The 13,998-nt window shown below is 53.2% G+C and carries 13 protein-coding genes and 2 riboswitches; of the genes, 10 read left to right on the top strand and 3 right to left on the bottom strand.

Annotated elements, in window-relative coordinates; translation table 11 throughout:
- Window positions 1-1,221: 1,221 nt before the first annotated feature.
- A complete protein-coding gene (locus tag HP435_RS23490; protein WP_173599640.1) occupies window positions 1,222-2,316 on the top strand; it encodes an HD-GYP domain-containing protein in 1,095 nt (364 codons plus the stop codon).
- A gap of 9 nt (window positions 2,317-2,325) precedes the next feature.
- Here HP435_RS23490 and corA read toward each other — a convergent pair whose 3' ends face one another.
- Together corA and HP435_RS23480 are read right to left on the bottom strand one after the other, a co-directional pair.
- Window positions 2,326-3,261 (bottom strand): magnesium/cobalt transporter CorA, encoded by a 936-nt coding sequence (gene corA / locus HP435_RS23485; RefSeq protein WP_122964480.1) that lies wholly within the window; start codon window positions 3,259-3,261, stop codon window positions 2,326-2,328.
- Window positions 3,215-3,400 carry a hypothetical protein gene (locus HP435_RS23480; protein WP_141254221.1) on the bottom strand — a complete coding sequence of 62 codons (186 nt, stop codon included), beginning with the start codon at window positions 3,398-3,400 and terminating at the stop codon, window positions 3,215-3,217. Before HP435_RS23480 ends, corA begins: the two co-directional genes overlap by 47 nt.
- Before the next feature lie 216 nt (window positions 3,401-3,616).
- Here HP435_RS23480 and HP435_RS23475 point away from each other — a divergent pair, with 216 nt between their 5' ends.
- Together HP435_RS23475 and HP435_RS23470 are read left to right on the top strand one after the other, a co-directional pair.
- On the top strand, window positions 3,617-4,405 hold the full coding sequence (locus HP435_RS23475) for a hypothetical protein (RefSeq protein ID WP_173599639.1): 789 nt from the start codon (window positions 3,617-3,619) through the stop codon (window positions 4,403-4,405).
- A 181-nt stretch (window positions 4,406-4,586) separates the two neighbouring features.
- Window positions 4,587-5,903 (top strand): globin-coupled sensor protein, encoded by a 1,317-nt coding sequence (locus HP435_RS23470; protein ID WP_122964481.1) that lies wholly within the window; start codon window positions 4,587-4,589, stop codon window positions 5,901-5,903.
- Between the two features lie 64 nt (window positions 5,904-5,967).
- Here HP435_RS23470 and HP435_RS23465 read toward each other — a convergent pair whose 3' ends face one another.
- On the bottom strand, window positions 5,968-6,447 hold the full coding sequence (locus HP435_RS23465) for a cysteine dioxygenase (protein ID WP_173596735.1): 480 nt from the start codon (window positions 6,445-6,447) through the stop codon (window positions 5,968-5,970).
- A gap of 334 nt (window positions 6,448-6,781) precedes the next feature.
- Between HP435_RS23465 and HP435_RS23460 the strand changes: the two genes are divergently transcribed.
- From HP435_RS23460 to ribE, 7 genes are all read left to right on the top strand, one after another.
- On the top strand, window positions 6,782-7,969 hold the full coding sequence (locus HP435_RS23460) for an MFS transporter (protein WP_173599638.1): 1,188 nt from the start codon (window positions 6,782-6,784) through the stop codon (window positions 7,967-7,969).
- 42 nt (window positions 7,970-8,011) lie between these two features.
- Window positions 8,012-8,737, top strand: coding sequence for a sporulation protein YunB (yunB, locus tag HP435_RS23455; RefSeq protein WP_122964484.1), 726 nt, complete (start codon window positions 8,012-8,014; stop codon window positions 8,735-8,737).
- A gap of 345 nt (window positions 8,738-9,082) precedes the next feature.
- A complete protein-coding gene (locus HP435_RS23450) occupies window positions 9,083-9,733 on the top strand; it encodes an HAD family hydrolase (protein WP_173599637.1) in 651 nt (216 codons plus the stop codon).
- A gap of 89 nt (window positions 9,734-9,822) precedes the next feature.
- Window positions 9,823-9,969: riboswitch (FMN riboswitch) on the top strand.
- 114 nt (window positions 9,970-10,083) lie between these two features.
- Window positions 10,084-10,230, top strand: a riboswitch (FMN riboswitch).
- A 129-nt stretch (window positions 10,231-10,359) separates the two neighbouring features.
- Window positions 10,360-11,457, top strand: a complete 1,098-nt coding sequence (gene ribD, locus HP435_RS23445) for a bifunctional diaminohydroxyphosphoribosylaminopyrimidine deaminase/5-amino-6-(5-phosphoribosylamino)uracil reductase RibD (protein WP_173599636.1) — start codon at window positions 10,360-10,362, stop codon at window positions 11,455-11,457.
- Window positions 11,458-11,554: 97 nt separating this feature from the next.
- Window positions 11,555-12,217, top strand: a complete 663-nt coding sequence (locus HP435_RS23440; protein WP_122964487.1) for a riboflavin synthase — start codon at window positions 11,555-11,557, stop codon at window positions 12,215-12,217.
- A gap of 17 nt (window positions 12,218-12,234) precedes the next feature.
- A complete protein-coding gene (locus HP435_RS23435; RefSeq protein WP_173599635.1) occupies window positions 12,235-13,428 on the top strand; it encodes a bifunctional 3,4-dihydroxy-2-butanone-4-phosphate synthase/GTP cyclohydrolase II in 1,194 nt (397 codons plus the stop codon).
- Between the two features lie 20 nt (window positions 13,429-13,448).
- Complete coding sequence (ribE, locus tag HP435_RS23430) at window positions 13,449-13,913, top strand: 6,7-dimethyl-8-ribityllumazine synthase (protein ID WP_122964489.1); 465 nt, start codon at window positions 13,449-13,451, stop codon at window positions 13,911-13,913.
- The last annotated feature ends 85 nt before the right edge of the window (window positions 13,914-13,998 follow it).

The following is a 13,998-nucleotide window of genomic DNA, read 5'->3' as shown; positions in this document are numbered from 1 at the left end:
ATACAAAATAAATGCCCAATCCAACACATAAAGCCTCAAACATATTAGATGTACACAATATGTTTGAGGCTTTCATTTATATAGTTTTCTTAAATTAGGTGTTGATCATTTTCAGTTGAAAACTTTATTTTCTCAGAACAACTGGCATCTTGCGGGAAGTTTGGAAAGTCCGTCTCCGGCCAGTAAAAAAGGAAAACCGCGACAAAAGCAGATGGCTTATGGAAGCGAAATCAAGTTGCTGCTTAAAGGCGTGTTTTCCTTTTTTTGCTCCGACTGGGTAGGAGTCCGAAAGCTCTGCCGCTAGTTTCTCCTGTTTCCTTGGTCAACGTTAGGCTTTGGTCGGATTGGGATTTTTGAGGGATGATCTGGGGGAAATCCAGTGCGGCTAATGAACGAACTTTTGCATGGATGAGGTGCATTCAGCAATTGACTTCATGAAAAAACTTCATCATGTTTTCATGTCTTTTTGTTACTTACGTCCAACTCACCAGCCCTTGCCTCGCCCCGCCTAAAGTACCGATGAAGCGGACTACAAAGGGCCATCCCAAGCAAGCTTTTTAGCATTTGGTATTTTCTTTAAAACCCGCGCCGACCACCACCAGCTCCTGACGAGGAAAGAGACGAAATGCGCGAAAGCTCTTTGGGATACCGACCGAGGTTCCGAGGAAAAAGCGAAACACGGTTTTAAGCGTCAACGTGCTCCCGCATCTGTGAGCGAGCTGCTTTTGACGCGGTTTCGCTTTTTCCCCGGAGCCGTGCAGTCCAGACCCACAGAGGGTATCCCAAGAAGCTACAGCGATTCGTCTCTTTCCTCGCCACAACAAAAGTACCGATGACGCATTCTACAAAGCGGCGCCCCAGCAAGCTTCCTGCATTCAATCTTTCTTCGCCGCAGCAAAAGTACCTACCGATGACGCGTTCTACAAAGCGTCACCCAAACAAGCTTCCTGCATTCAATCTTTCCCTGCCACAGCAAAAAGTACCTACCGATAACGCAATCTCCCAAGCGTCACCCCAAGCAAGCTTTCTGTCATTCCGCATTTTCCTCAAAATTCCCCCCGGAAGTACCGATAACCTAAAAACATACCGCAGCTTCTTCCAAGCTATTTCACCTGTGTCTCCCGTCCATATGTCTAATTGAAAGACTTGAAAATTTTTCATGTAGAATTACGTCGAATCACGCTATAATAGGGATACTCTGATGAAAGGCGAAGGTTGGAAATGAGACTGAAATCCATTCAAAAATGCCAGCCGGGCGACAAGCTTGCCCGTTCCATCTATGCAGAAAACGGAACGGTACTCGTTGGGGCGGGAGTTGAACTGACCCAGCGAATGATCGGACGCCTCATGAGCAAGAACATCAACAGCCTGTACATACAAGATGAACGCACGGACGATATCATGGTGGATACAGTCATTTCCGAGGGCACGCGCAGACAGGCGATGTCCATTATTCACGATACGTTTCGCAGTGTCCAGGAGGTACCGCAAAAATGGCAGCAGCTGTTCACGGACAAGAACCTGGGCCGTCAGCTCAGACAGGTCATGGCTGCGGTAGCCGACGAGCTGAAAGGCAGCAAATCGGCGATCAACCTGTTGGCGGATGCCTGCGCCTTCGATAATTATATTTTCAGCCATTCCTTTAACGTCGCCCTCTACAGTACGGCTCTGGCGATTAATACAGGCTGTACAGAGCGGGAGATTCTCGATGTGTCTATTGGCGGCATGCTTCACGATATCGGGAAAGTGCAAATTCCGGACACGATTTTGAAAAAGCCGGGCCGCCTGACGCCAGAAGAGTTTGAAGTGATGAAAAAACATACCGAAATCGGTTTTGAAATGCTGCGCAGGCAAGACGACATCCCGTTGCTTGCTGCCCACTGCGCTTTTCAGCACCACGAGCGCTGGGACGGGTCCGGATATCCGCGCCATCTGAAGCAAGATCAAATTCACCCGTTCGGTCGCCTGATGGCGGTAGCGGATGTATTCGACGCCTTGACTTCCGATCGCATCTATCGCTGGGGAATGCTGCCCCACGAAGCGATGGAAGTGCTCTATTCCGGCTCGGGAAGACTGTTTGACCAGTTTTATGTAGAAGCGCTGCGCGACACCATCGCTCTGTACCCGGTCGGGTTGAGCGTCACGCTCAATACAGGGGTGTCAGGCATCGTGATTGATTCCAACAAAGGCATGCCAAGCCGCCCGCTCATTCGCATTTTGGTCGATGAAGATGGGCAGGAGCTGGCACAGCCGTATGAGTGCGACTTGTCTAAAATACTTTCGCTGATGATCGTCGCCTGCGGTGATCTCGTCTAGCCTGTTCGTTTACAGCCACTCTTTTTTCTTGAACAGAATGAACATCGTCAGCCCGATGAGCGCCATGCACCCGAGCACGACGTAATAGCCGTAGGGCGAATGCAGCTCTGGCATGAAGTCGAAGTTCATGCCGTAAATGCCCGTCACGATCGTGAGCGGCATGAAAATGGTGGTCAAAGCCGTAAACACGCGCATGATGTCGTTTGCCCGTCCGGCGAGGGCCGCCTGATAAGCTTCGCGCAAGTTCCCGATGAGGTCGCGGAATGTCTCGAAGTTTTCCACGATTTTACTCGCGTCCTCCCAAATATCGCCAAAGAACTTCCGCAGCTTCGGACGAATCAGCGGGAGTTCTTTTTTGTGCAGAGCGTCAATCAAATCGCGCTGCGGCAACAGCATTTTTCGCGCGTACAAAATCTCGCTTCGCAGCCCGATGATCTGTTCCAGGTGCGATTTGCGCGTCTTCATCAATATTTCCTCTTCCAGCGCTTCAATCAAGTCCTCGATTTTTTCCGTCACATCAAAATAACGATCGACAATTTGGTCAATCAGGTGATACAAAAACGTGTCCGGGTGATTCACTTCTTTTTCCCTGATAATCGGAAGCATGGAGGCAAATTCGGGAGCTTCCTGCTTCGTTACCGTAATAATCGCATGACTGCCGAAAAAAATATTGATCTCGCGCAAAAAAATATCCTGGTTATGAAAAGCAATGCCGTTTAGCACGAGAAAATAATGATCGTCGTAAATTTGCAGCTTGGGCCGCTGTTCTTCTTCGTCGATACAGTCCTCGATTGCCAGAGGGTGGAGATCGTACAGCGGCTGTAAAATATCCAGATCAAACGGAGAAGCGTCAATCCAAAAAAAGCCTTGTCCGGGTGCTTGGGTAGCGTCCTCTATGTCATCGATCTGCGTGATGATCCCGTTTTCGATCAGTCGTATCTTCATGTTCGCATCTCCTGCCAGTAGATTGAGAGGTCGGCGGCAGACGCGGCAAAATCCGTGTGAGAATCAGCTCATAAGCCGTGCGCAGCGCTTCGCGGCTGGGCGGAGCCTGTGCGACCCGCCGTTTTTCTGGCGTACTCACGCTTGCATCGCCTCCTGATTGGACTGTCATTCTCATACGTATGAAAACATGCTCGTCTGCTTGCCTATACGGTCAACATTCTTGGAATAGTGTACCGCACTTTCCATAAATTCATCTAGCCATTTTGACCAGCCGATGCGCGCAACAAAAAGGCATGGCAGCACAGCTTTTTTTGCATACTACGCCTAAGGTTCAAAAAAGCAAAGGTGGATGGATATGGACAAAAGAAAACGATTTGGCTGGGCAGTCATTTTGGCCTGTGTATTGATCGCGGGAGGAGCGGGGCCTGCTCTGGCAGAGGAAGTGCGCCAGCCTCAGCAGCAACCAGGCGTTTTTGAGGAAATCCAGATCAAAAGACAGGACGTGACCGGAGACGGAAAGCCGGATGTCGTGACGCTGCTCGGTCAACGCTTTGCTGCGGACAGCCCGTATTTTGAAAAGCTGAAGGTCATGGTCCAAGATCCAGTCGCGAAAAAGACGACCTTTTTCACGACGGCGTATGGCGGTTATCAGCCGGACATGGCCTTTTGCGATTTTATCGGAAACGGCACCAAACAAATTTTGGTGCAAGCGCCTACGGGCGGAAGCGGGGGAACGTCCGACTTTTATTTGTTCAGCAACAAGGACAACAAGCCTGTTGTGCTGCCCGTGCCGCAGCCTTTGACGATTTCCGGTTCGTATCAGGACAACTACAAGGTTCCGATTTTGATCAAAGAGACGAATCAGACTACGGTTCTCGATTTGTCCGATCGCAAAAAAATATACGAAGAAAACGGCGTTTACAAAAACGGCAAGCTGGTGACGCCCACAGACGTGATGCCGAACAGCTTCAGCGTGCTTGCGCCTGTCGACGAAAACCGCGATGGCATCTGCGAACTGAAAGGTGTGCAGCGGGTGAGCGGTGTCGCGAATGCTGACACGATTGCCTACGTCGAGTCGCTTTGGAAATGGGACAAGACGAGCTGGAAGCTGCAAAAAGCGGAAGTGAAGAAAGCAGAGATGTAAAAATGAGGGCGCCGACTTCCCGTTCGGAAGCGCGGTTGCCCTCTTTTCTTGCTCATTTGGTTTACACTCTAGATCAAACGGGTATATAATTGAAAGGATATGCCAATTGGAAATAATTCGTTTACTCTACCTAATATGGTAATTCCAGCCATTTTTTAATCGGTCAAAAGGAGTTCGGCGTATGAGTACATGTCCATTTTCCAGCCTGTTTGGATTAAAAGGAAAAGCCAAAAAGGAGTCGTTTTTCCAGGATCACAAGGAACAAGGGAAGGTAAAGCTTCAAGGACAAAACACCCTCTCCAGGCAACTGGCTCTGATTCATCTGACAGAGGAGGACTTGTCGATCGTCAAAGCGCTTCAACCGCTCATCATTCAAAATATTGACAAAATTGTAGATTTCTTTTATTCGAATATCGAAACTGAGCCATTGCTCATGGACATTGTGGACAAGAACAGCACGATTCAAAGACTGAAAGGGACACTGACCCGGCACATCACCGAAATGTTCAATGGCTGTATAGATGCTGCTTACATCGAGCAGCGCAGCAAGATTGCCATCATACATATGCGAATCGGACTGGAACCGAAATGGTACATGAGCGCGTTCCAAAATCTGCTCGTTTCTATTATGGACATCTTGAACAAGCATATTGCCGACAAGAACGAGCTGATGGTGGCCCTTACGGCGGTGACCAAAATTCTCAACATCGAGCAGCAAATTGTGCTGGAAGAGTACGAGAACGAACATGAGCGTGTTCGGCGTGCCGAGCAGGACAAAAAAGATGAGCTGCGGATCATGCTGACCAATTCCGCCCATGAGCTGGCAGCGGTATCGGAAGAAAACAGCGCGTCCGTCGAGCAGTTGACGGAGCAGTCGCGCGAGATGCTGCGCTATGCCGAAAACGGCACCGGATTTTCCAGCAAGGCGCAGGAGCTGTCCCGGGAGGGCAAGGAAAAGCTGGAGAAGCAGCAAGAACAGATGGGATTGATTCAGCAAAGCGTGAGGCAAATCTCCGGGGAAATGAACACGCTGGAGGACAATGCCGAAAAAATTCGCGGGATCGTCGATGTGGTAACGGCGATAGCCGAGCAGACGAATCTGCTTGCCCTAAACGCTGCGATTGAGGCGGCGAGAGCGGGTGAACAGGGACGAGGCTTTGCGGTCGTGGCCGACGAGGTGCGCAAGCTGGCGGAGCAGACGAAGAAGTCTGTCTTCGGCGTGCGGGAGCTGATTGAGAAAACGAACCAGCAAACAACAGTGCTGTCTTCGGTCGTTCTGGAAATTCAAGGGCTTGTTCAGTCGAGCAGCAAAATGACCGATGAGACGAACGCGTTTTTCGAAGGAATTATCGGCGCTGTAGCAGACAGCAAGGAGCAAAGCACGCACATTCAAAAAGAACTGGAAAACTTCTTCAAAGTCATGGAAGACATGAACCAGGCAGTGGCGCAAGTAGCCAGCTCTGCTGATGAGCTGTCCGAGATTACGGAAAATTTGTAGACGCGAAAAACCAGTACGACCGCTCTTTTGGCGGTGTACTGGTTTTTTTGTAACTTTTCCAATCCTACGTGGGGGATTGGACGGCGCGGTACTGACGGGAGTTTTGCAGCGGGGGCGTATACACATTGAGCGAGAGGACAGGTCCGTCTGTGTTGTTGCGAATGGCGTGAATCTCGCCGGGAGCGACGTAATAGCAATCTCCTGCGCTGACATGGGTCGTTTGTGCCCGAAAAACTTCGTCTTCGCGGTCAGCCGGGAGGTAGACGACATTGGTGAGCGTGCCGGATATGACCCACTCCCAGCCAAACGAGTCGCCATGGTTGTGCGGGATGGACTCCTGCCTGGCAGGAAGATGGATGAGAACGACCTCTACGTGAGGCGTGAGATACAAAATCTTGCGGCCATATGGAAGCTGTTCCGGTTGGGGAACGAGTGACGCGATATCGTCTGGGCAGAGCGCGAGTGAAGCGACAGCCTGCCTCAATTCGGTAGGACTGGGGCAAACAAGGGAGCCAAAGGCACGTTCCAATCGTTCCAGATTCATGACAAACCTCCAGGGCAAAAAAGATCTTCCCCCTTACCATATGAAAGACAGAAGCAGTCTGACGTAGGAGAAGCGCCATTTTTTTGCGAAGGTTTTCCCGTTTTTCATGACAAGATAGGAGCGTCTCGTTATGATGGGAGTACGGCATGAGTTGCCGCACATAGACGGTTAAGGAACGGCCCCCGTCGAAAGTGACAGAACAAAAACGAGTCATGATTTTACACACTTACACACGAGGAGGCATGCGCATGTCAACTGCCATAATCAGTGTACGCACCCCGTAGATGGGGGCGTCAGTCTGAACCGCCTGTGATCACCAGGAGGTTTGGTACACATGAACATGAAAAAGTATTTGTACGTCAATGCGCTGTCCTCGCTCGGATCGCGAATGGACTTGATCGCGTGCAGCGCCTTGATTTTTACGTTTGAACATAGCGCGTTTTGGCTGATGGCTTTTTTTGTCGCCAGACAGGTGGGCGGAATGCTGTTCAGCCCGTTTGCTGGCATATTGGCAGACCGGATGGACAGAAGACAGGCGATGATCGCAAGCGACATCGGAGCGGGGCTGGCTTTGCTGGCGATTTTGCTCATTCCGCATCCATACGTTGTCGTCGCGGCGGCTTTTCTCAAAGGGATGCTGTACACGCTGTTTGCGATCAGCTTCCAGGCGTCATTGCCGCAGATGTTTGGACCGGAAAAATTGGCTTGGGTGAACAGTCTCAAGGTGAGGCTGGAATCGTTTGTCGGCATTGTCGGCTTCCTTTTGGGCGGCTTGTTAACCGATCATGTCGGCTATGCACTCGTCATTGGAGCAGACGCTGCGAGCTTTTTGTTTTCGGCAGCAATTTTGACGCGGATGCGCTGGGAGAGCAGAGCTACGCCGGACAAGGCGGAAAAAGCCGAAGAGAAAGAAACGGCAAGCGGCGGGATGCGCGCAGCTTTTGTGTATTTGCAAGGAGCGCCTGTGCTGCTCGCGGTCAGTCTGCTGGCTGCGCCGCTGGCGATCAGTACGGCCGCGCACAACTACGGCTTGCCGTTTTTAGCCGATGGGCTAAGCCGTGGCGATGCTACCCTGCACGGACTGATGTGGTCCGCGATGAGCGCAGGCGGGCTGGTTGGCGCTTACTTCGCCGTCCGTTTTTCCGTTGATTTTTGGCGTGGCTTGCTTGGCGCATACGGGCTGATGGCGCTGCTGGTCGTGGCGGCGTTTGCTGCCGAGTGGACGGCGGCGGTGCTGTTGTTGCTCGGTTGCGCCGGGCTTTTGAGCGGGGCGGCACAGGTGTACGAGGGCACGCTTTTGCAGCTGGCCAAAAATGAAGTGCGCGGCAAGGTGCTCGGGGTGCAGGGCTTTCTCGGCCGCAGCGGCTTTTTTATCGGTTTTCTTGGCGCACCGCTGTTAACGGCGGCGTGCGGCTTGTTCGGATTGGTTGTCTGTGCACAGGTGCTGCTGATTTTTGCGCTCGTCGGACTGGGCGTGTACGTGCAGAAAAGCGGGGGTGTTGCCGACTCTCGTCGCGGGTAGTCTTTTTTCCCTTCTCCTACCATAGGATGTACCAATTGGGAGGTGACGGGATTGGCCATATTTCGACCCCGTCGGCGTTGGAGGAACCCGCTTTCTCGAACGAAAGCGTTTTTGATTGCGCTGGTAATTTTTGTGGTTTTGTCGATTCAGTCACTCGTCTTTTTGCAGCAACGGCTGGAACCGACGCTCTTGATCCTGGCAACCCAAAAAGCAGAGCAATTGGCAAAAGAAGCGATTACGGACGCAGTCACCAAACGAATTTCCCAGCAGGGCGTCGATTTCAACCAGATCGTCAAGATCGAGAAGAACAACGAAGGGCAGATTCAGGCGTACCAGTTTAACTTCAGGGAATACGCGAGAATTGTCGGCGAGACTACTTCACGAGTGCAGAACAAGCTTCAGGAATTTGAGACGGAAAAAGTCGATCGCACCATTCCGCTTGGCTTGGCGACAGGAAATACGTTTTTGGCGCAGATGGGACCGAATTTGCCTGTCACTTTTGTACCGATCGGCTCTGTGAAAACAAAGCTGGAGACAGAGTTGAAGGAGGCGGGCATCAACATGGTGCTCGCAACCGTCTACATTTTCGTGGAGGTCGACTTGCAGATTGTCATCCCGTTTGCCACCGAGGAGCAGACGATCACCACGAAAATCCCGATCACACATTCACTGATTATCGGGGATGTGCCGCAGTATTTGTACAACAATCCGGAGGGCAAGCCGGATGTGCCCCGGGCGCAAATGGAAGGGGCAGACGATGCGCCATAGCGGACTTGGCGAATGGCGGGAAAAACAAAAAAGCGGCAGCAGCGGGCTGTCGCTTTTTTCGTTCCGTGAAAAGGTGTCGGGGAAGTCTACAGCTCACCCCAGGTGACGGTCAGCTCAATCACGCCCTCCTGGCAGCTGAGCGGGCTGTCGATCATGTTCCATGAGGTGTTTTTCTCCTGGTCCTGTCCCTGGATGATGATGTTTTTATCGTCGATCGTCTAGGCGTCGTTCACGAGCTTTTGCGATTGGAAAAAGTCCTGATTCCCGTTTTCGCATCTAGTCGAACGTTCTTAATTTGGTATACTTGACCAAATAATCATTGGCAAAAGGGGGAGAGATCCGACAATGACCAGAGCGTCGATAAAAGGCATCATTTTCGATATGGACAATACGTTGCTGCAATCCAAAATCAACTTTTTGGAAATGAAGCAGGCCATTTTTACCTTGTGGGCTGAGCACGGGCTGTGCGAGCCGACTTTTGACTGGCGCAGCCACACCGCTTCGCAATTGATCGAAATGGGCAGAAATTCGGGTCGGATGACGAGTCAGCTTGAGCAAACGATGTGGGAGGCCGTGACCGCGATTGAAAAAGCAGGGATGCACGAGGCTGTCCTGGAAGACCACGTCAAGGAAGTGCTCGCCCACCTAAAGGAACGGTATCATTTGTTCATTTTGACCAACAATGCCTACGCAGCCGCCGAGGAAGCGCTGAATCATACGGGAATCGCCGATTGTTTCCAGGAGATTGTCGCGCGCGAGCAGATGACGACACTCAAACCGCATCCGTCCGGGATTCACTACATCCGCGCCCAATACCCCAACTGGTCTGCTACGGCGTGGACGATGGTCGGAGATTCCTGGATTGACGGAAAAGCGGCGCACGGCGGGGAAGTGGCGTTTATCGCGTATCAGGGAGAGCGGGCGGACATGGAGCGCAACGAAGTGTCGCCGCGAGCGTACATCACGGACTTGCGCGAGCTGCTGGACATTTTGTAGCCGCGCTCGCGGAGAGCAGGAAAAGGACACTTCCACCTAAAAAAGTGACAGTTGACGAGAAATGTGTGCTATACTGTGCCTAACTGAATACCAGCCTTCAGGGTAGGGTGAAATTCCCGACCGGCGGTAATGACGAACGCACGTCTGAGCCCGCGACTCGCTATTGCTGTATGGATAGCGACTGACTTGGTGCAAATCCAAGGCCGACGGTAAAGTCCGGATGGGAGAAGGTGTCTTACAATAGCTTCGGCGGCTGTTTTTTCAAAAACAGAACTGTCACGAGGCTTGTTTCCCTACGCCCTGAGTATCGTTTGCTCGTGGGCGTTTTTTATTGGAAAACTGCATAGCGCAAAAATCTTCAGGGCAGGGTGAAATTCCCGACCGGCGGTAATGACGTATGTACGTCTAAAGCCCGCGACTCGCTGATCGTTACGGTCAGCGACTGATCTGGTGCAAATCCAGAGCCGACGGTAAAGTCCGGATGGAAGAAGAGCTGACCATGCTTTTTGGCATCCCTTTTGCAAAAAACGGATGCGATGAGGCTTCTTTCCTTATGCCCTGAGCCGCTAGTGGTTTCGAGGGCTTTTTGCATTGGCTGGAATCCGTGCATGAAAGAGGAGGTTTACATGGAGCAGGACATGCGGTTCATGGCACTGGCACTGGATTTGGCGCGCTCGGCAAACGGTCAGACGAGCCCCAATCCGCTCGTCGGTGCAGTCCTGGTAAACAACGGAGAGGTAGTAGGCATGGGAGCGCATTTGCGTGCAGGCGAACCTCATGCAGAAGTGCACGCTCTGCGGATGGCAGGGCAAAAAGCGGCTGGCGCTACGCTGTATGTCACATTGGAGCCGTGCAGTCATCACGGCAAAACGCCTCCGTGCGCCGAGGCGGTGATCGCGGCTGGCATCCGGCGTGCCGTGATCGCCACGCTGGACCCGAATCCGCTCGTCGCGGGAAAAGGCGCGGAGAAGCTGCGGGCAGCAGGCGCGGAAGTGGTTGTCGGCGTGCATGAAGCGGAAGCGAAAAAGCTGAATGAAGTCTTTTTCCACTTCATTACGACGCGGCGTCCGTTTGTGACGATCAAAACAGCGAGCACGCTGGATGGCAAGATCGCTACCGAAAGCGGGCACAGCCGCTGGATAACGGGTGCGCGGGCGCGGGGGGAAGTGCACGAGCTGCGCAGACAGCACGACGCGATCCTGGTCGGAGTAGGCACGGTGCTTGCGGACGATCCGCTTTTGACGGCGAGACTGGACGGGCAAGCGCATGGGCGACAGCCTGTGCGTATCATCTGGGACAGTCAGCTGCGCACGCCGCTCGGGGCCAACGTGATTCAAAATGCGGATGCGCCCACCTGGATTTTTACGACGAAAGCTGCGGCGCAAGCGAAGCAGGAGGCTTTTGCGGAAAAAGGTATCCGGCTGTTCGTGGCAGATGAGCAGATTAGGGTGGACGAGGTGCTGGACACGTTGGGCGAATGGGGAATCACTTCGCTTCTCGTCGAAGGCGGGGCCGCAGTCAACGGAGCGTTTTTGCAGGCGCGGGCGATTCAAAAAGTGATCAGCTACGTGTCGCTGAAAATGATTGGCGGTGGCCAGGCGCCGACACCGTTTGGAGGACAAGGCTTTTCCACGATGGATCAGGCGGTCAAGCTGGCGAATCCGACCGTTGAGCAACTGGATGAGCTGGACTTGCGGATCAGCGGCTATCCACAGTGGGAGTGAGGACAAAAAAGCGAATCGGAGACAGACGGCTTTGTTTCACCGAGGCCGATGGCTGCTTTCCGATGTTATAAACCGTGTAAAAAGAGGAGGAAAGCCGATGTTTACCGGACTGGTAGAAGAGCTGGGCACGGTGGAATCGCTCACGGGCAACGATCAGGCGAGTCAGCTCGTGATCCGGGCGCAGCGGGTGCTCGAAGGTGTGCAACTGGGCGACAGCATCGCAGTCAACGGGATTTGCCTGACGGTTACTTCGTTTACGCAGCGGCATTTTCAGGTCGACGTCATGCCGGAAACGATGAAAAAGACGAGCCTGCGCCATCTGCGAGCGGGCCAGCGAGTCAACCTGGAGCGGGCGATGCGCTTGGGCGACCGTTTTGGCGGGCATATCGTCTCCGGGCACGTGGACGGGACAGGCACGATCGTGTCGCGACAGCCGCACGCCAACGCTGTGCTGTTTACGATCGAAGCGAGCGCGGAGCTGTTGAAATACGTCATCGAGCGCGGCTCGATTTGCGTGGATGGCATCAGTCTTACTGTGGTGGAAGCTGCGGATACGCATTTCAGCGTGTCGATCATCCCGCACACGCTGGCGCAGACCAGCTTGCAGGATCGGCGCGCAGGCGATCAGGTGAATCTGGAGACAGACGTCATCGGCAAGTATGTAGAGCGGCTTTTGGGCGATCGCGGCCAGCAAAGGAGCGGGCAAGCGGCAGGCTCGACGATCAGCATGGCTTTTTTGCAGGAAAATGGATTTGTCTGAACGAGGAGGGAAGTCCCATGTTTCATCAGTTAGAAGAGGCATTGGAAGATTTGCGCCAAGGGAAAGCGATTATCGTAGTGGATGACGAAGATCGGGAAAACGAAGGCGATTTCGTCTGCCTGGCGGAAGCGGCGACACCGGAGATGATCAACTTCATGGCAACGCATGGGCGCGGGCTGGTCTGCGTGCCGATTACGCAACAGCGCGCGGCCAGATTGAAGCTTGCTCCGATGGTCGAAGACAACACAGACAAGCAAGGGACGGCTTTTACCGTCTCGATTGATGAGGCGAGCACGCATACGGGAATCTCAGCCCATGAGCGTTCGCAGACAGTGCTGGCGATGCTGGATGAGCAGAAGACAGCCGAAGATTTCCGCAAGCCGGGGCATATTTTTCCGTTGATAGCAAAAGCGGGCGGCGTGTTGCGCCGGGCTGGTCACACGGAGGCGGCCGTCGATCTCGCGGAGATGGCTGGCAGTGCTGCGGCAGGCGTGATTTGCGAGATTATGAATGAAGACGGCTCGATGGCCCGGTTGCCGCAGTTGGTAGAGATTGCGCGGCGGTTTGAGCTGAAGCTGATCACGATTGCCGATTTGATCGCGTATCGGATGCGCACGGAATCGCATGTGCACAAAGAAATCGAAGTGAATCTCCCGACGAGCTTCGGCGATTTTCGGATCGCGGCCTATACGAACGAAGTAGATGGCAAAGAACACGTAGCGCTCATCAAGGGCGAGATCGACTCGGACAAGCCGGTTCTCGTCCGGGTGCACTCCGAATGCCTGACCGGGGATATTTTTGGCTCCGAGCGATGCGACTGCGGGCCGCAACTGCATGCTGCGCTTGCGCAAATCGAGGCGGAGGGCGCGGGCATTCTTTTGTACATGCGCCAAGAAGGACGCGGCATCGGGCTGATTAACAAGCTCAAGGCGTACAAGCTCCAGGAGGAAGGGCTTGATACGGTGGAAGCAAACGAAAAGCTGGGCTTTGCGGCCGATTTGCGAGAGTACGGGATTGGTGCGCAAATTCTTCGCGACCTCGGAGTGCGCAGGATGCGCCTTTTGACCAACAATCCTCGCAAAATTCGCGGGCTGGACGGCTACGGGCTGAAAGTAGAAGAAAGAGTGCCGTTGCAAATGCAGGTGCAACCGCACAATCAGCGATATTTGACAACCAAGCAAACGAAGCTGGGGCACTTGCTCCACCTATAATGCAAAGGAGAGTGAACGGAATGAGAACATTTGAAGGACATCTGGTAGGGACAGGACTGCGCGTAGGGATTGTAGCAGGGCGATTTAACGAACTGATCGTCAGCAAGCTGGTTGGCGGCGCTCTCGATGCTTTGAAGCGCCACGGTGTGGAAGAGGAAAACGTCGATGTGGCATGGGTGCCAGGCGCATTTGAAATTCCGCTGATTGCCAAAAAAATGGCGGAATCCGGCCGTTACGACGCGGTAGTGACGCTGGGCGCCGTGATTCGCGGCGCAACTCCGCACTTTGATTACGTGTGCAACGAAGCGGCCAAAGGAGTTGCTTCCTTGTCGCTGTCCACAGGGATTCCGGTTATTTTCGGCGTGCTGACGACAGACAATATTGAGCAAGCGATTGAGCGTGCTGGAACGAAAGCAGGCAACAAAGGCTGGGAGGCCGCTGCGGCTGCGATTGAAATGGCGAATCTGTCGAAGCAGTTTGCCTAAACGAGAACAGTATAGCATGAGAAGGCGAGAAGCGGGGGCTGAGGCTCCCGTTTTTGCATGGATAAAAACGCCTATGGATGGATAA

Origin of the sequence: Brevibacillus sp. HD3.3A (assembly GCF_013284375.2) — a bacterium.
GTDB lineage: Bacteria > Bacillota > Bacilli > Brevibacillales > Brevibacillaceae > Brevibacillus > Brevibacillus parabrevis.
This window is presented reverse-complemented; position numbering and strand designations above follow the sequence as displayed.